This window comes from Streptomyces sp. NPDC001401 (genome assembly GCF_042895385.1).
GTDB lineage: Bacteria > Actinomycetota > Actinomycetes > Streptomycetales > Streptomycetaceae > Streptomyces.
On the sequence record NZ_JBIAWI010000007.1, the window covers coordinates 422,140 to 437,491 of the forward strand.

15 protein-coding genes and 1 pseudogene are annotated in these 15,352 nt (G+C 70.9%); 9 read left to right on the forward strand and 7 right to left on the reverse strand.

Features of this window, described 5'->3' with window-relative positions:
* Nucleotide 1: 1 nt before the first annotated feature.
* From ACFY10_RS25330 to ACFY10_RS25360, 7 genes are read left to right on the forward strand one after another with little or no spacing between them, the layout of a single operon-like run.
* Nucleotides 2-1,027: an NAD-dependent epimerase/dehydratase family protein gene (locus ACFY10_RS25330; protein WP_390667478.1), complete on the forward strand. Its 1,026-nt coding sequence runs from the start codon at nucleotides 2-4 to the stop codon at nucleotides 1,025-1,027.
* A complete protein-coding gene (locus ACFY10_RS25335; protein ID WP_390667479.1) occupies nucleotides 1,024-2,298 on the forward strand; it encodes a DUF4910 domain-containing protein in 1,275 nt (424 codons plus the stop codon). The genes ACFY10_RS25330 and ACFY10_RS25335 overlap by 4 nt, the downstream gene beginning before the upstream one ends.
* A complete protein-coding gene (locus tag ACFY10_RS25340; protein WP_390667480.1) occupies nucleotides 2,295-3,593 on the forward strand; it encodes a hypothetical protein in 1,299 nt (432 codons plus the stop codon). The genes ACFY10_RS25335 and ACFY10_RS25340 overlap by 4 nt, the downstream gene beginning before the upstream one ends.
* Nucleotides 3,590-4,537, forward strand: coding sequence for a glycosyltransferase family 2 protein (locus ACFY10_RS25345; protein ID WP_390667481.1), 948 nt, complete (start codon nucleotides 3,590-3,592; stop codon nucleotides 4,535-4,537). Before ACFY10_RS25340 ends, ACFY10_RS25345 begins: the two co-directional genes overlap by 4 nt.
* Nucleotides 4,534-5,766 (forward strand): polysaccharide pyruvyl transferase family protein, encoded by a 1,233-nt coding sequence (locus ACFY10_RS25350; RefSeq protein WP_390667482.1) that lies wholly within the window; start codon nucleotides 4,534-4,536, stop codon nucleotides 5,764-5,766. The genes ACFY10_RS25345 and ACFY10_RS25350 overlap by 4 nt, the downstream gene beginning before the upstream one ends.
* Entirely contained in the window at nucleotides 5,763-6,314 is a 552-nt protein-coding gene (gene rfbC, locus ACFY10_RS25355; RefSeq protein WP_390667483.1) for a dTDP-4-dehydrorhamnose 3,5-epimerase, read from the forward strand. Before ACFY10_RS25350 ends, rfbC begins: the two co-directional genes overlap by 4 nt.
* Before the next feature lie 7 nt (nucleotides 6,315-6,321).
* Nucleotides 6,322-7,665 (forward strand): glutamate-1-semialdehyde 2,1-aminomutase, encoded by a 1,344-nt coding sequence (locus ACFY10_RS25360; RefSeq protein ID WP_390667484.1) that lies wholly within the window; start codon nucleotides 6,322-6,324, stop codon nucleotides 7,663-7,665.
* A 7-nt stretch (nucleotides 7,666-7,672) separates the two neighbouring features.
* On the opposite strand, the gene ACFY10_RS25365 is transcribed toward ACFY10_RS25360, so the two are convergent.
* The 3 genes from ACFY10_RS25365 to ACFY10_RS25375 form a co-directional block, all read right to left on the reverse strand.
* Complete coding sequence (locus ACFY10_RS25365) at nucleotides 7,673-8,359, reverse strand: phosphatase PAP2 family protein (protein WP_390667485.1); 687 nt, start codon at nucleotides 8,357-8,359, stop codon at nucleotides 7,673-7,675.
* Entirely contained in the window at nucleotides 8,356-8,565 is a 210-nt protein-coding gene (locus ACFY10_RS25370) for a hypothetical protein (protein WP_390667486.1), read from the reverse strand. The genes ACFY10_RS25365 and ACFY10_RS25370 overlap by 4 nt, the downstream gene beginning before the upstream one ends.
* 227 nt (nucleotides 8,566-8,792) lie before the next feature.
* On the reverse strand, nucleotides 8,793-8,921 hold the full coding sequence (locus ACFY10_RS25375) for a hypothetical protein (protein WP_390667487.1): 129 nt from the start codon (nucleotides 8,919-8,921) through the stop codon (nucleotides 8,793-8,795).
* Between the two features lie 5 nt (nucleotides 8,922-8,926).
* Here ACFY10_RS25375 and ACFY10_RS25380 point away from each other — a divergent pair, with 5 nt between their 5' ends.
* Together ACFY10_RS25380 and ACFY10_RS25385 are read left to right on the forward strand one after the other, a co-directional pair.
* A complete protein-coding gene (locus tag ACFY10_RS25380; RefSeq protein WP_390667533.1) occupies nucleotides 8,927-9,511 on the forward strand; it encodes a DinB family protein in 585 nt (194 codons plus the stop codon).
* 274 nt (nucleotides 9,512-9,785) lie between these two features.
* On the forward strand, nucleotides 9,786-10,640 hold the full coding sequence (locus ACFY10_RS25385) for a pYEATS domain-containing protein (RefSeq protein ID WP_390667488.1): 855 nt from the start codon (nucleotides 9,786-9,788) through the stop codon (nucleotides 10,638-10,640).
* A gap of 91 nt (nucleotides 10,641-10,731) precedes the next feature.
* Here the strand turns inward: ACFY10_RS25385 and ACFY10_RS25390 are convergent.
* The 4 genes and pseudogenes from ACFY10_RS25390 to ACFY10_RS25405 all read right to left on the reverse strand — a co-directional run bounded on the left by ACFY10_RS25390 (nucleotide 10,732) and on the right by ACFY10_RS25405 (nucleotide 15,348).
* Nucleotides 10,732-12,109 (reverse strand): annotated as a pseudogene (locus ACFY10_RS25390) (FAD-binding oxidoreductase).
* Nucleotides 12,106-13,227: an acyl-CoA dehydrogenase family protein gene (locus ACFY10_RS25395; RefSeq protein WP_390667489.1), complete on the reverse strand. Its 1,122-nt coding sequence runs from the start codon at nucleotides 13,225-13,227 to the stop codon at nucleotides 12,106-12,108. Before ACFY10_RS25395 ends, ACFY10_RS25390 begins: the two are co-directional and overlap by 4 nt.
* Complete coding sequence (locus ACFY10_RS25400; protein ID WP_390667490.1) at nucleotides 13,224-14,228, reverse strand: ABC transporter substrate-binding protein; 1,005 nt, start codon at nucleotides 14,226-14,228, stop codon at nucleotides 13,224-13,226. The genes ACFY10_RS25395 and ACFY10_RS25400 overlap by 4 nt, the downstream gene beginning before the upstream one ends.
* Nucleotides 14,229-14,247: 19 nt before the next feature.
* Nucleotides 14,248-15,348 (reverse strand): LLM class flavin-dependent oxidoreductase, encoded by a 1,101-nt coding sequence (locus tag ACFY10_RS25405; protein WP_390667491.1) that lies wholly within the window; start codon nucleotides 15,346-15,348, stop codon nucleotides 14,248-14,250.
* Between the last annotated feature and the right edge of the window lie 4 nt (nucleotides 15,349-15,352).

Consider the following 15,352-nt stretch of genomic DNA (forward strand, 5'->3'; position numbering starts at 1 on the left):
TATGCGCGTACTACTGACCGGACACCAGGGCTACCTGGGCACCGTGATGGCCCCGGTCCTCAAGGCCGCCGGGCACGAGGTCGTCGGCCTCGACGCAGGCCTGTTCGCCGACTGCGTGCTGGGCGAGCAGCCCGCGGACCCGTCCGGGCACCGGGTGGACCTGCGCGACGTCACGGCCGAACACGTGGCCGGGGTGGACGCCGTGATCCACCTGGCCGCGCTCTCCAACGACCCGCTGGGATCGCTGGCGCCGGAACTCACCTACGACATCAACCACCACGCGTCCGTACGGCTGGCACGGCTGGCCCGCGACGCCGGAGTGCGGCGCTTCCTGTACGCGTCCACCTGCTCGGTCTACGGCGCCGCCGGCGGCGACGACCTGGTGACCGAGGACGCGCCGCTGCGCCCGGTGACCCCGTACGCCGAGTCCAAGGTGCGCGTGGAGGACGACCTGCACGCGCTGGCCGACGACGACTTCACCCCGGTGTTCATGCGCAACGCCACCGCCTTCGGCTACTCGCCCCGGCTGCGCGCCGACATCGTGCTGAACAACCTGGTGGGCCACGCCCTCCTGTCCGGTGAGGTGCTGGTGCTCTCAGACGGCACCCCCTGGCGCCCGCTGGTGCACGCCGCCGACATCGCACGGGCCTTCACGGCCGCGCTGACCGCGCCGCGCGAGGCGGTGCACGACCGGGCGTTCAACATCGGCAGCGAGACCAACAACGTCACGGTCGCCGAGATCGCCGAGCAGGTCGCCGAGGCGGTGTCCGGCGCGAAGGTGAGGATCACCGGGGAGAACGGCGCCGACCCGCGCTCGTACCGCGTGGACTTCTCCCGGTTCCGCGCCGCGATCCCCGGCTTCGACTGCGAGTGGTCGGTGAAGCAGGGCGCGCTCGAACTCGCCGACGCCTACCGGAAGTTCGACCTGACCCGGGAGGACTTCGAGCAGCGCTTCACCCGCCTCGCCGTGCTGCGCGCGGCCTCCGACGCCGGCGCTGTCGACGACACCCTGCGGTGGCGCCGATGACCGCTGTCGGCGAAGAGATGCACGCCCTGGTGGAGCGGATGTACCCGCTCTGCCGGAGCATCACCGGCGACGGTGTGCGCGCCACTCTGGACATCGTCGGCGAGTACGTCCCGCTGCAGGTGCACGAGGTGCCGACCGGGACGCAGGTGCTCGACTGGACGGTGCCGCAGGAGTGGAACATCCGCGACGCCTACATCGCCGACACCGCCGGCAACCGGGTCGTCGACTTCGCCGCGTCCAGTCTGCACGTGCTCGGCTACAGCGTGCCGGTGTCGGCGACCATGCCGCTGTCCGAGCTGCGCGAACACCTGCACACCCTGCCGGACCACCCGTCCTGGGTGCCGTACCGCACGAGTTACTACAAGCCGGAATGGGGGTTCTGCCTGGCCCAGGAGACCCTGGACGCGCTGCCGGACGGCGAGTACGAGGTACGCATCGACTCCACCCTCGCCGATGGCCACCTCACCTACGCCGAGCACGTGGTCCCCGGTCAGGTCCCCGACGAGGTGATCGTCTCCTGCCACGTCTGCCACCCGTCGCTGGCCAACGACAACCTGGCCGGCATCGCGGTGGCGACGTACCTGGCCCGGACGCTGGCACAGGAAACGCCGTACTACACCTACCGGTTCATCTACGCGCCCGGCACCATCGGGGCGATCACCTGGCTGGCCCGCAACGCGGAGCGGGTGGAACGGGTCAAGCACGGGCTCGTGCTGGCCTGCGCCGGGGACCGGGGCCAGTTGACGTACAAGCAGAGCAGGCGCGGCGACGCGGAGATCGACCGGGTGATGCGGCATGTGCTGGCCGCATCCGAACGCCCGCACCGCGTCGACGAGTTCACTCCGTACGGGTACGACGAGCGGCAGTACTGCTCGCCCGGGTTCAACCTCGGCGTGGGCTCGCTCAGCCGGACCCCGTACGCCGGGTACCCCGAGTACCACACCTCGGCGGACAATCCGGACTTCGTGACCCCGGAGGCGATGGCGGACACCCTTGCCGTCTGCCGTGAGGCGTTCGCCGTGCTCGACCGCAACCGCAGGTACCTCAACCTCAGCCCGTACGGCGAACCACAGCTGGGCCGGCGCGGGTTGTACGACGCGCTCGGCGGCCGCAGCGACACCAAGCAGGCCCAGATGGCCATGCTGTGGGTGCTCAACCTGTCCGACGGCGAGCACAGTCTGCTGGATGTCGCCGAGCGGTCCGGGCTGCCGTTCGACACCGTTGCCGTCGCGGCCGACGCCCTGCACGGCGCCGGGCTGATCAAGGCATGACGCCGATGACCATCGAGGGGGAGAAGACGAGGCCGAAGGCGGCGACCGCCAGGAGGGCCCTCGTCGGCCGGTTGTCCTGGGGGCTGGCCGACCAGGCGGCCTCCAGCATCAGCAACTTCGTGGTGGGCATCTACGTGGCCCGCTCGCTGGGGGTGACCGCGTTCGGCGTGTTCAGCCTGGCCTGGGTCACCTACGGCGTGGTGCTCAACGTCTCCCGCGGCCTTGCCACCGACCCGCTCGTGGTGCGCTTCAGCGGCGTGCCGGAGGCGTCCTGGCGGGGGGCGGTGGCCCGGTCGACGGGTACCGCCCTCGGTGTCGGCGGGGCCCTCGGCGCGGCGTGTCTGGTGGCCGGGCTCGGCCTCGGCGGCCGCGTGGGGCCCGCGTTCGCCTGCCTCGGTGTCATGCTGCCGGGGCTGCTGCTGCAGGACGCCTGGCGGTTCTCGTTCTTCGCCGCCGGCGCCGGGCGGAAGGCGTTCGTCAACGACGTCGTGTGGGGTGTCGCGCTCGTCCCGGCCATGGTGGTGGCGGCCCGAGTGGGCAGCGTGGCCGCTTTCGTGCTCGCCTGGGGCGCGTCCGCCACGGTGGCCGCGGGGTACGGCTACCTCCAGTCCGGCATCCGGCCCCGGATGACCGAGGCGCGCGGCTGGCTTCGCGAGCAGCGCGATCTCGGCTACCGGTACCTGGTCGAGAACGTCAGCCTCAGCGGCGCCAGCCAGCTGCGGGCGTACGGGCTCGGCGCGATCGTCGGGGTCAGCGCGGTGGGTGCGGTGCGGGGCGCCGAGCTCCTGATGGGTCCCTTCCTCGCCGTACTCATGGGTCTCTCGCTGGTCACGGTCCCGGAAGCGGCACGCGTGCTGCGGCAGGCCCCGCACCGCCTCGGCAGGTTCTGCCTCCTCCTCGGTGGCGGGCAGGCCGGTGCCGCGCTGCTGTGGGGCGCGGCGCTGCTGCTGATGCCGGACCGGCTCGGCGAACTCGTCCTCGGCGACGTCTGGCACTCCTCCGCAGCGCTCATCGCGCCGATCACCCTCGGCGTGGCGGGCGCGGGCCTCGGCACCGGCGCGGCGGCCGGACTGCGCGCGCTCGGCGCGGCCCGACGCAGCCTGCGCTGCCAGCTGTTCGCCTCCGCCTGCTATGTCAGCGGCGGGCTCGGCGGGGCGGTCATGGCCGGCACGGTCGGCTCGGCCTGGGGCGTCGCCGCGGCAACCGTCAGCGGCTCGGCCGTGTGGTGGCTGCAGCTGCGGTCCGCCCTGCGCGAGCACCGCCAGAACTCCATTTCCGAAGTGAGGACCTCATGACCGCCCAACCCAGGCTGAGCATCGGCCTGCCCGTGTACAACGGCGAGGAGTACCTGGCCGAGTCGCTCGACGCCCTGCTCGGCCAGACCTACGAGGACTTCGAGCTGGTCATCTCCGACAACGCCTCGACCGACGGGACCCAGGAGATCTGCCGCAAGTACGCCGCGCAGGACTCACGCATCCGCTACCTCCGGCTGCCCCGGAACATCGGCGCCACGCCGAACCACAACCATGTCTTCGCCGAGTCCCGCGGCGAGCTGTTCAAGTGGGCCTCGCACGACGACCTTTACGGCCGTGATCTGCTGCGGCGCTGTGTGGAGGCGCTGGACGAGCGGCCGGACGTGATCCTCGCGCACGCCGACCAGGCGGTCATCGACGGCGACGGCCAGGTGACGGTCCCCTACGAGTACACGCTCGCCACCGACTCCCCGCAGGCGCCGGAGCGCTTCCGCAGTCTGCTGTTCGAGCCGGGTGGCGACGACTTCTACGGGGTGATCCGGGCCGACGCGCTGCGCCGGGTGAAACCGATGGACAGCTACCACCACGCGGACCGCACCTTCGTCGCCGAGATCACCCTGCACGGGCGCTTCCACCAGGTGCCGGAGCTGCTGTACTTCCGCCGCGACCACCCCACCCGTGCCGAGCGGGCGAACCCGTCCAAGCGCGCCCGGTGCGTCAACCTGGACCCGCGCCGGGCAGGCCTGCTGCACCCGACGCCCCGGCTGCTCGCCGAGTACATCTGGGGCTTCGCCTCGGCGATCCGGCGGGCGCCGTTGTCCCCGGCCGACCGGCGCGCGTGCTACCGCCACCTGGCCTCCTGGATGACCAGCCGGGTCCGGCCGGGCGCCGGCGAGCGGGTCGAGGACCGCGCCCCGGTCGACCCGGCCCTGCTCACGGTCTCCGTCGACGCCCTCGTCGCCGGCCGTGAGGGGAGGCAGGCATGACGTCCGCGGACGAAACTCCGGCGCACGTCGGGGTGTTCGGCCTGCTCGGCTCCGGCAACCTCGGCAACGACGGGTCGCTCGAGGCCGTCCTCGGCTACCTCCGGGCCGAGCACCCGGATGCGGTCGTGGACGCGCTGTGCGGCGGACCCGAGGCCGTGACGACCCGGTTCGGGATCCCCGCCACGCGGCTGCACTGGAACCGCGCGGAGTACCGGACCGCCTCACGTGTGGGCGCGATCGCCTCGAAGGGGCTGGGCAAACTCGTCGACGTCTTCCGCACCGCCGCCTGGGTGCGCCGGCACGACGTGGTGATCGTGCCGGGCATGGGCGTCCTGGAGGCCACACTGCCGCTGCGGCCGTGGGGCTTCCCGTACTCGCTGTTCCTGCTCTGCGCGAGCGGCCGGCTGCTGGGCACCCGGGTCGCGCTGGTCAGCGTCGGCGCCGCCGAGATCCGCAACCGGCCCACCCGGGCCCTGGTGCGCTGGTCGGCGCGGCTGGCCGCGTACCGCTCGTACCGGGACGCCCAGTCCCGTGACGCGATGCGGGCGATGGGCGTGAACGTCGCACGCGACGAGGTCTACCCGGACCTCGCGTTCTCTCTGCCGACGCCGCAGGCCAGTGCCCCTTCGGGCACGCCGGGCCTGGTCTGCGTCGGAGTCATGGACTTCCACGGCGGCAACGACGACCGCGCCCGGGCCGAGGAGATATACCGGCGCTACCTCGACGGGACGATCCGGTTCGTCCGCACGCTGGTCGAGGAGGGCAGGCCGGTCCGGCTGCTCACCGGCGACCAGTGCGATGCGTCGGTGGTCGCTGCGATCCTCGACGCGGTGGACTCACCGCTGGTCACCGCTGCCGAACCGGCCTCACTGGCCGACCTGATGAAGGAGATGGCGGCTGCCGACACCGTGGTGGCGGTCCGCTACCACAACCTGATCTGCGCGCTGAAGACCGGTACGCCGGTGCTCGCTCTCTGCTACGCGGCCAAGAGCGACGCGCTCATGACGGAGATGGGCCTCGGCGCGTACTGCCACCCGGCGCGCGAGGTCGACGCCGACCGGCTGCTCGAGCAGTTCCGGGCGCTGGAGAAGCATTCGGCCGAGCTGCGGCAGACCCTCACCGAGCGGAACCAGGCCGCCGCCCGCCGACTCGACCACCAGTTCAACTCCTTGACCACGGCCGTGTTCCCAGCGGCCGACCACGCCCCCACCTCGCGGAAGGCTCCATGAAAGCGACCGAAGTCCCGGAGATCGCCGGCGCGTACCTGTTCGAGCCGACGCCGTACGCCGACGAACGCGGCTTCTTCTGCCGCACCTTCGACGCCGACGTGGTCCGCTCGGTGGGCCTCGACCCGAACGCCTTCGTCCAGGACAGCGTGTCCCGCTCGGTCCGGGGCGTGCTGCGCGGCCTGCACCTGCGCTCCGGCGCAGGCGAGGCCAAGCTGGTGCGGTGCTCGTACGGAAAGATCTTCGACGTCGTCGTGGACCTGCGGCCCGACTCGCCGACCTACCGCAACGTGGCCTCCTTCGAGCTGTCCGGCGAGACACAGGTGACCCTGTACATCCCGGCGGGGTGTGCGCACGGCTTCCAGGCGCTGACCGAAACCGCCGACACCTCGTACCGGATCGACCGCCCGCACGATCCTGCCGAGGACGTGACGATTCGCTTCGACGACCCGGAGCTCGCCATTCCCTGGCCGCTGCCGGCCACATCGATGTCCCAGCGGGACCGGGAGGCGCCGAGCCTCGCCGAGGTCCTGAAGCAGAAAGAGAGCTGAAGCCAGCGTGGACACCGAAGAGACCGTAGAAACCGAGGAGTTCCTCCTGCCCCGGTCGCGGACAGCGAACGAGCGGCTGCACGCCATGATCCCCGGGGGCGCGCACACCTACGCCAAGGGCGACGACCAGTACCCCGAGAACCTGGCCCCGGTCATCAGCCACGGCCGCGGTGCCCACGTGTGGGACGTCGACGGCAACCGCTACATCGAGTACGGGTCCGGCCTGCGATCGGTCAGCCTCGGCCACGCCCACCCACGCGTGAACGAGGCGGTACGGCGAGAAATCGACCGCGGCAGCAACTTCGTCCGGCCGTCCATCGTGGAGCTCGAGGCCGCGGAACGCTTCCTGGCCACGGTGCCGACCGCCGAGATGGTGAAGTTCGCGAAGAACGGCTCCGACGTCACCACCGCCGCGGTGCGGCTCGCCCGCGCCGTCACCGGGCGCCCGCGGGTGGCGATCTGCGGCGACCATCCGTTCTTCTCCGTCGACGACTGGTTCATCGGCACCACACCGATGTCCGCCGGCATTCCGGAGGCGACCAACGAGCTCACCGTGGCGTTCCCTTACGGGGACCTGGCCGCCACGGAGGCGTTGCTCAGCCGGTACCAGGACGAGGTCGCCTGCCTGATCCTCGAACCCGCCACCCACACCGAGCCACCGCCCGGGTACCTCGCCGGCCTGCGCGAGCTGGCCGACCGGCACGGCTGCGTACTGATCTTCGACGAGATGATCACCGGCCTGCGCTGGTCCGAAGCGGGCGCCCAGGGCCTGTACGGCGTCGTCCCCGACCTCTCCACCTTCGGCAAGGCGCTGGGCAACGGGTTCGCCGTCTCCGCGCTGGCCGGGCGCCGCGAGCTGATGGAGCGGGGCGGGCTGCGTCACTCCGGCGACCGGGTGTTCCTGCTGTCCACCACCCACGGTGCGGAAACGCACTGCCTGGCAGCCGCGATGGCCGTGCAGACCACCTACGTCGAGGAGGGCATCACGGCGCGGCTGCACGCCCTCGGCGAGAGGCTGGCCGCCGGTGTTCGCGACGCCGCGGCGAGCATGGACGTCGGCGACCACATCGTCGTCAAGGGCCGGGCCAGCAACCTGGTCTTCGCCACCCTCGACGAGAACGGGCAGCCGTCGCAGGAGTACCGCACCCTGTTCCTGCGCCGACTCCTCGCGGGCGGGGTGCTGGCCCCGTCGTTCGTGGTGAGCAGCGCGCTCGACGACGCCGACATCGACCACACCGTCGACGTGGTGGCCCAGGCATGTGCGGTGTACCGGAAGGCACTGGACGCCGCCGACCCCACCCCCTGGATGGGCGGACGGCCGGTGAAGCCCGTATTCCGCCGCTTGGCGTGACGTGACGTCAGCGACGCTCCAGCCGACCGGCATCGGCCATCCGATCGACCAGCCGGTCGGCTGTCCGGTCGACCAGCCACGCGGTCGCCGGTATCACCGCCAGCGCGGTGCACCAGCCGCCGAGGACGTCGGTCGGATAGTGCGCGCCCAGGGCGACCTGCGCCCAGCCCATGGCGGCGCCGGCAACCAGCGCCGCGCCGAGCACGAGTGACGTTCCGGCGGTCCTGCCGAGGCCGAACCGGCCGGTCGCGAGCAGCGCCACCATGAGGGCGAGCGCGGTGAGGAAGGCGGTGTGCCCGCTCGGATAGGACAGGTTGCCGGGGCCGTGGATGGTGCGTCCCACCAGGTGTTTGAGCAGCGTCGCCGTCCCCACGGTCACCACGACGCCGACGATGACGAGCACCGCCGCGCGAGGGCTCCGAAGCAGCAGGCAGCCGCCCACGACGGCCACGACCAACATCACCGATCCGGCGGGATTCCCCAAGAAGTCCCAGAACAGAGCGACACCCCGCCACGGAGGCCGCACACTGTCCGCCGTCGGCGAGACGAGCCACCTGTCCACCCTGCCGGGCTCGCTGTGGCCGGCGTACATGACCCCGAGCACGACGACCACCAGCGCGGCGAGGACCGCGATCAGCCCGAGCCACGGGCGCAGCGACGGGGACAGCACCGCGGGCCCCGGTCGGCCGGTCACACGTTCACCGCGTCCGGTCGACCTACGGAAGTGACCTTCTTGTCCGCCGCGCGCAGCATCGGGCGTTGCGGGCACTGGTCGCCGACTGCCTCTACGGCCCCGGCGAAAGCCCACACTTCATCGCCGAACTCGACCACGCCGAGGCCACATACGTGGCGGCGGTCGAGCCCCGCAAGAACCGGTTCCGCTCCTGCCAGGCGATCCAACGCGAGCCCCTCCGTCGTGTCCGACCCACCCAGCGACCATAACCGACCCGCGGGCGCCCGTTCCTGGCCTGCACGACTCGCGGCAAACCGCCCCCGGGCAGTCACGCAGTGTGAGCCGCGCCCTGTTTCGCAGCGCCCCTGAAGCCATATCTATCATCTTGGCGTACGGGACATACGAGCAGTGCCGAAACAACTCCCGGAGGAAATAGCGGAGTTAAGAGGTTGTCTCACATGACAAGTTTCGCGAGCTTCTTGTAGCAGGTCACGGCGGCGGCCATGGCCAGCCCTCGGCTCTGCCAGTCGTTGCGGACCACGAACGGGATCTTGAGACCACGAGCAGCCCATGGCAGGCTCACGCCGCATGATCGATGAATTCGCGAAAGACAACCTGCACGGCAGGCTGCGGCGGGACCGCAAGGCGCTGCTCTGGAAACTCGACGGCTTGTCCGAATACGACGCCCGCCGACCTTTGACAGCGACCGGGACCAACCTCCTCGGCCTGGTCAAACACGTGGCCACTGTCGAGGCCAGATACTTCGGCGAGGTCTTCGACCGCCCTTCCCCGGAACCGCTGCCCCGATGGCAGGACTACGACGGCAACGACCTGTGGGCGACCGAGGACGAGACCCGCGATCAGATCATCGCGTTCTACCGGCGCACATGGGAACACTCGGACGCGACGATCAACGAGCTTCCCCTCGACGCCCCCGGCCACGTGCCGTGGTGGCCGGAGCCTTATCTCAACACGAACCTGTTCGCCATCATGGTCCATGTCCTGGGCGAGTCCATCCGGCATACCGGGCACGCCGACATCCTGCGCGAGGGCCTCGACGGCCGGACCGGGTTGCGCGCCGAACACGAGCAGCAGATCGACGAGGAAGCCCGCGCAGCCTACTGCGCGAAGATCGAGCAGGCCGCCAGGTCGGCCGCACCAATCAAGGCTTAGAGGCCTCTAAAGCGGGCCAACAAGATCTTGAAGGCCGCTTTGGTGAACGCCTGAACAAGGAGATCAGGACCGAACTCACCGCATAGCCTCAAAACGAGATCACCGAGTGGCCGTCGATACACCACCTCGGCGGACGTGACCGTGCGGGCATCCCATTGAGTCGCCCTGGTCACCGGCTTGTCCTAGACCGTGCGGACCGAACCTGGCACTGCCATCATGGGCGACGACAGCGGTTGGTGGCTGCCCGCCGAGGTCGATTGCGAAGGGCGACGGCATGTCCGATCAGTCCGTTCATTCCAAAAGTCATCCCGAAAGGGGCCGTCTCAGCACGACCGAGCGGACCATTGCCGGTACAGCGGCAGCGGTCGTTCTGGTCATCGCCTTGGCCCTCGCCGTCATGCCGCCCGAGCACCGGGTGGCGCTGCAACAGTGTCCGAACGCCGCAGCGGGATGCATCGTCACTGTCGACAACGACCTCACCACACTCGCTGTCGCCCTTTCAGCCCTCGGGGCGCTCGCAGCCCTGATTGCGATCCTCGGTGTCCGGTTCAACACGGTTAAGGCCGGCGGCGCGGAGCTGGGTCGCGTGGACACCGACGGCCTGGCCTACGTCCCCCCGCCGGTCGAGGAGGGTGTAGCCGATGCCGGACCGCCCCAGACCTCGCCGGACGAGCCGTCGACAGATCAGCCGATCAGTGTGAAGGTGCAGCAGGGCCTCGGCACGACGCTCGGCAGGGCCCCGATTGCGGTCACTCACCTCACCGAACCAATGCCATCGGTGGACCCGCTACTTCTGCGTGATTACCGATCGGCGCGCAAAAAGGGCCAGCACGGGCACTTTCTGACACATATCCTCAACCCGGCCAAGACTCCAGGGCACTACTCTGTTGTGCTCCGGGTAACCCCCGACACGGGCGCCACCGAGAAGGTGCGGTCTGCATCATTCTTCTTCGGGAAGTACTGGGGGAACAAGGTCTTCGAAGGCCGGCGTGGAACGGACGGACGAGTCGGCATCGTCACCGAGGCCTACGGGCCGTTTCTCGCGCTGTGCGAGGTCCAGTTCGAGAGCGGCCGCCGCATCCTGCTGGACCATTACTGCGACTTCGACATGGCTGAGCTGCTGCACTAGCGGAGTGACCGACGCGCCAGGGCACTGGTCTGGCCGTGGACTCCGATGGTGCGCCGCCGGCCACTCGAACCCCGGCCCCGCCGATCAAGACTCAGAGACCCTTGCCCGGGTTCAGGATCCCCCCGCGGGTCGAACACGTCCTTCAGCCGCCGCTGTAGCGCGTGGGCGGCGGGCCCGAGTTCGTCGGCGACCCACTGACGCTTCAGCACCCCCACGCCGTGCTCGCCGGTGAGGGTCCCGCCGAGGCGTAGCGCCAGTGCGAAGATCTCGCCTGCGGTCTCCCAGGCTGCTTCGGGCAGTCGGTCCAGGGTGGGATCGACCACGATGATCGGATGCAGGTTGCCGTCCGCCGCGTGCGCGATGGTGAAGACGGGTACGCCGTGACGGGCGGAGACGGCCCGGATCTCCCTGACCGCCTCCGCCAGCCGGGACCGGGGGACCGCGATGTCCTCGATGAGCGGGCGGCCCAGCTGTTCCAGCGCGGGCAGGGCGAGTCGGCGGGCGGCCAGCAGCCTCTCCGCTTCCGCCGGGTCCTGCGTGGTCTCCACCGCCGAGGCCAAGGGCTTCAGCACCTGCGCGACCGCCGCCGCCTCGGCCGCCGCGCCCGCGCCGTCGCACTGCACGACCAGCAGCGCGGCGCCCCGCTTCCGCAGCGCCGGGTCGATCGCCTGCAGCACCGGTCCGTCGACCAGCTCGGCCAGCGCGGGCACGACTCCGGCACGGGCGATGGCGTACGAGGCCTCGGCCGCCGCCTCGAACGAGTCGAACCAGGCGGCGAGCGTCGCCGTCGCCACGGGGAGCGGTCGCAGCCGCAGCGTCGCCGAGGTGATCACGGCGAGGGTGCCCTCGGAGCCGGTGAGCAGTGCGGTCAGGTCGTAGCCGGTGACGCCCTTGACGGTACGGCGGCCGGTCGTGATCACCGTGCCGTCGGCGAGGACGGCCTCCAAACCGAGCACGCTGTCGCGGGTCACGCCGTACTTCGCGCAGCGCAGTCCGCCCGCGTTGGTCGCGATGTTCCCGCCGATCGTGGACAGCGCAGCGCTCGCCGGATCGGGTGCGTGGCGCAGGCCGTGTGCGGCGGCCGCCCGGTCCAACTCGGCGGTGATCACGCCCGGTTCGACGACGGCGAGCTGGTCGTCCGCCGACAGTTCGAGGATGCGGTTCATCCGGGACAGGTCCAGCACGAGCGTGCCCTCGCCGGCCGTGGCTCCGCCCGACAGTCCGGTGCCCGCCCCGCGCGGCACCACCGGGACGCCCAGCGCGTGTGCGTGCCGGAGCGTGACGGTCACGTCCTCCGTGCGTTGGGCGTGCACAAGAGCGAGGGGTTCGCCGCCCGGGCGGGCGCCGGAGCGGTCGGTGGCGTGCGCGGCGAGCGCGGCCGGGTCGGTGGTCAGCCGGTCGGGCGGCAGATCGCGGGCCAGCAGGCCCAGGAACTGCGCGGACACGGTCGTTTCCGGTGCTGCCGTCACGGGTTCAAGGCCTTCGTTCCGATCGCGAGCAGGGAGATGTCCTCCTGGGGCGCATGCACGGGCGCGCACTGGATGTCGCGGAAGTGCCGCTCCAGGGGGTTGCCGCGGGCCAGGCCCGGATTGCCGAGCAGCCGCACGGCCAGCTCGACCGCTCGCACGCCGTGCCGGTCGGCCAGCACCCGTGCGCCGAGGGCGTGTTCGGGCGCGTACGAGGCGTCGCCCGCGTCGAGCTTCGCTGCCCCGTCGAACACCAGCTGCTCGGCCGCGGCCAGCAGCAGTTCGATCTCCCCGGCGGTCCGCCGGAAGCGTTCCGTACGGGCCACCGGATGACCGAGGTTGGCGGGCACGCGCGCGTGCGCGAAGGTGTGGAAGAAGGACTGCGCGGCGCGGGCGACGCCCAAGTAGAGGGCGGCGAGCGGGAGATGGAGGGCCGCGCCGGCCCGATTGTCCTGCTCGGCCGCCGGTCCGTGCGGGCCGATCCCGATGACGTGCTCGTAGGGGACCTCCACCTCCCGGAACGTCACGTCGTGACTGCCGCTGGCGCGCAGCCCCAACTGGTCCCAGCGGCCGGTGACTTCGATGCCGGGCGAGCCGCCGGGCACCAGGAACGTGCCCACACGCGGCTCGGTCTCGTCGGTGGTCGCCCACACCAGAAACCAGTCCAGCCCGTCCGCGCCGGTCACGAACCGCTTCGTCCCGCTGATCGCCCAGCCGTCGGCCGTCCGCCGGGCCCGCGTGGCGGGCAGTCCGCCCCGCGCGGGGGAGCCCAGGTCGGGCTCCACGCGCGCGTGGTTGACGAGAACGGGACGCTCCAGCGATTCCTTGACCACGCGCGCGTACAGCTCTTCGGGCCAGTGCGGCTGCGCGGCCTGCCGGGCGTGGGTGGCGAGCGTCATCGCCGCGATCAGCGCGACCGAGGGATCGCCCTGGCCCAGCGCATGCAGGATGCGGGCGCTCTGCTCGACGCCGGCGCCCGAACCGCCGTACTGCTGCCCGATGGTGGCGGTCAGCAGTCCGGCCTCGTGCGCGATGTGGAGGGACTCGGCGGGGAAGGTGCCCGACCGGTCGTATCCGGGAGCCAGTTCGGCGATGCGCTCGATCACGGTCGGGTCGGTCACAGCGCCTTCTTCAGGTCGGCATTGAGGCCCGTGGTCCAGAACGACTTCACGTCCAAGTGGTCCTTGAGTGCGCCGAGTTCGGTGAAGGCGTCGGCGACCTTCTGCTGGGAGGCGATCGTGTCGTCGCCGACCGTGCGCGCCTGTGTGGGCCGCTGCTTCTGCTGAGCGATCAGGTCCTTCTGCGCCTGGGCGAGGGGCTGGTGCGTGTTCTCGGCGATCACCTTGGCGAAGGCGGCCTCGTGGCCGTCACGAACGTATGCGTACGCCTTGCTGATCCGTGCGACCAGATCGGCCACCGCCGCCTTCTGCGCAGGGCTCTTCAGCACGCTGTCCCGGGCCGACCAGAGGAAGTTGCCCGACAGGATGTCCGCGCCCGAGCCGACCGTGCGGGCGCCGTGCTGGTGGGCGGTGATGATCGAGGTGCCGTAGGAGGCGAAGGCGTCGATGCTGCCGCCGTTGAGGGCGGCGAGGCCGTCGTTGGGCAGCAGCGGCTTGGCCTCGACCTCCGACCACTTGAGGCCGGCCTGCTTCAGCAGCTCGTAGAGGAAGTAGTGGGCGGTGGTGTTCTGGACGTAGCCGACCTTCTTGCCCTTCAGGCCCGCGATGCCGGTCACCTTCGAGCCCTTGGGGACGACGACCTCCTGGTTCAGTGTCGAGCCGCGCTGGACGGCGACGACCTTGAAGTTCGGTTTCCCGTCGGCCGCCGCGAAGACCGGAGGGATCTCGCTGGAGGAGGCGACGTCGAGCGCCCCGGCGCGGATGGCCTGGAGCTGCTGGTCACCGCCCTGGAACACACTCCATCTGATCTTGTACGGGGTGTTGTCGAGGTGGGCGAACTTCAGCACCGCCTCCTCGACCTTCCAGCCGGTGGCGCCGACCTTCAGGGTGACGGAGGACGGATCGGACGAGGACTCGGCCTGGGCCTCGTTCCCGCAGGCCGCCGCGAAGGGCAGCAGCAGGAGGGCAAGGGCGGCGGACGCGCGGATGGTGCGACGGAACACGGAATCTCCATGGGAGCGGTCAGGCGGCCTGAGTCGTAGCGGCGCGGTGGGCGAGCTCCTGCCGGACCAGCGGCAGGACGTGACGGGCGTAGTCGATGGCGTCGTTGAGCGGGTCGTAGCCGCGGATCGAAAGCAGGTCGCAGCCGATGTCGACGTAGTCGAGCAGCGCCTTCGCGACCGTCTCCGGTGAGCCGACCAGCGCGGTCGAGGCGCCTGCGGCATTGGTGGCGACCGCCGGGGCGGTCCACAGGCAGCGGTCGTGGACCTCGCCGCGCTCGGCGATGTCGAGCAGCCGCTGGGATCCGACGTTGGCCGGGCGGCCGGTGGTGCGGTAGTGGCGCAGCAACTCGGTGTTGTTCGCCTGGTTCTTGAGCACCCCGAGCGTGCGGTGGGCCTTCTCCCAGGCCAGTTCGTCGGTGGGGGCGATGATCGGGCGGAACGACACCCAGATACGGGGACGGGGGCGCCCGGCGGCATCCGCGACCGCGTTGACGGCGGCGATCTGCTCGGCCGTCTCCTTGAGCGGCTCGCCCCACAGGCCGAAGATGTCGCCCTGCTGCCCGCCGACCCGGTAGGCGTCCTGGGAGGAGCCGCCGACGGAGATCGGCACGAGCCCGTTCACCGGCTTCACGTCCGAGTAGTAGCCCTCGAACTTGAAGTACCTGCCCTCGTGCGAGACGGGCCCGTCGGCCTGCCACACCTTCCTGAGGATCTGGATGTACTCGTCCGAACGCTCGTACCGCTGGGCCTTGCCCAGGTAGTCGCCCTCGCGGTGCTGCTCCTCGTCGCTGCCGCCGGAGATGATGTGCAGCGTGAGCCGGCCGTTGCTGATCTGGTCGAGGGTCGCGAGGGCGCGGGCGGCATGGGTCGGGAAGATCACGCCGGGCCGGTGGGCGAGGATCGGGCGGACCCGCTCGGTGTGGGTGGCGACGAACTGGGCGACCTGGAAGGCGTCCGGCGAGGCCGAGTGGTAGGCGACCAGGGTGTGGTCGAAGCCGCCGTCGTCCAGGGCACGAGCGTACTTGCGCAGGTGGGCGATGTCGAAGCCGGTCCGGCTCGCGGCGGCCGGGCCGGAGGCCCCGGCGTCGGTGTGGACGGCGCTGATGAACTCGACAGGCATGAAT

Excerpts from the sequence above, each read along its gene's own strand:
- ACFY10_RS25345 (WP_390667481.1), top strand. The coding sequence starts at position 3,590 with ATGACCGCCCAACCCAGGCTGAGCATCGGCCTGCCCGTGTACAACGGC.
- ACFY10_RS25340 (WP_390667480.1), top strand. The coding sequence starts at position 2,295 with ATGACGCCGATGACCATCGAGGGGGAGAAGACGAGGCCGAAGGCGGCG.
- ACFY10_RS25405 (WP_390667491.1), bottom strand. The coding sequence starts at position 15,348 with ATGCCTGTCGAGTTCATCAGCGCCGTCCACACCGACGCCGGGGCCTCC.
- ACFY10_RS25335 (WP_390667479.1), top strand. The coding sequence starts at position 1,024 with ATGACCGCTGTCGGCGAAGAGATGCACGCCCTGGTGGAGCGGATGTAC.
- rfbC (WP_390667483.1), top strand. The coding sequence starts at position 5,763 with ATGAAAGCGACCGAAGTCCCGGAGATCGCCGGCGCGTACCTGTTCGAG.
- ACFY10_RS25385 (WP_390667488.1), top strand. The coding sequence starts at position 9,786 with ATGTCCGATCAGTCCGTTCATTCCAAAAGTCATCCCGAAAGGGGCCGT.
- ACFY10_RS25350 (WP_390667482.1), top strand. The coding sequence starts at position 4,534 with ATGACGTCCGCGGACGAAACTCCGGCGCACGTCGGGGTGTTCGGCCTG.
- ACFY10_RS25380 (WP_390667533.1), top strand. The coding sequence starts at position 8,927 with ATGATCGATGAATTCGCGAAAGACAACCTGCACGGCAGGCTGCGGCGG.
- ACFY10_RS25330 (WP_390667478.1), top strand. The coding sequence starts at position 2 with ATGCGCGTACTACTGACCGGACACCAGGGCTACCTGGGCACCGTGATG.